At 42.0% G+C, this 653-nt stretch carries 1 protein-coding gene; it reads right to left on the bottom strand.

What is annotated here, in order from left to right:
- Positions 1-653 (bottom strand): DUF1542 domain-containing protein (locus tag HT729_RS09280; RefSeq protein WP_172931941.1); only part of this gene is annotated, 653 nt, incomplete at both ends.

The following is a 653-nucleotide window of genomic DNA, read 5'->3' as shown; positions in this document are numbered from 1 at the left end:
GCTTGCTGCGTCAATGGCTTGGATAGCTTTGTCTGCTGCTTGCTTAGCTTGTTCTTTCGCTGCTGCTTTTTCTGCATCTGAAAGGTTAGCGTTCGCATCAATCTCGGCTTCTTTTTCCTTAAGCTTAGCTGCTACTGCTTCCTTAGCTTTGTCCTTAGCCACTGGATTAACTGCTGCTACTGCGGCAATTCCGTCTGCTTGCGCTTTGTCCACGCCTGCTTGGTCGCTTGCTGCGTCAATGGCTTGGATAGCTTTGTCCGCTGCCGCTTTGGCTTGTTCCTTAGCTGCTGCTTTTTCATCGTCGGATAAGTTAGAATTATTATCGATTTCTTTTTCTTTCGCTGTTTTTTCAGCATTGATTGCTGTAATTGCAACTTCTTTTTCGATAGCTAATTTTCCTTTATCTTTTGCAGAATTGATACCATCTTCAGTTGTTGCTTTATCAATAGCATCTGTTGCATCTTTTACTTCTTTAGCTACTTTTGCTTTTTCTTCCGCCTTTTGTTCTGGCGTTAAGGTTGTACTAGCTTCAATAGCATCTATCGCTTTTTTAGCAGCAGCTTCAATTTCTTTTTTAGCACCATCTCTGTCAAGAGCTTTCAATAATTCTGCTGCTTTGTCTAAAGCTGTTTTCGCTGCTTCTACTTGTGCTT

Origin of the sequence: Streptococcus sp. 79 (genome assembly GCF_013277425.1) — a bacterium.
Lineage (GTDB): Bacteria > Bacillota > Bacilli > Lactobacillales > Streptococcaceae > Streptococcus > Streptococcus pseudopneumoniae.
This window is presented reverse-complemented; position numbering and strand designations above follow the sequence as displayed.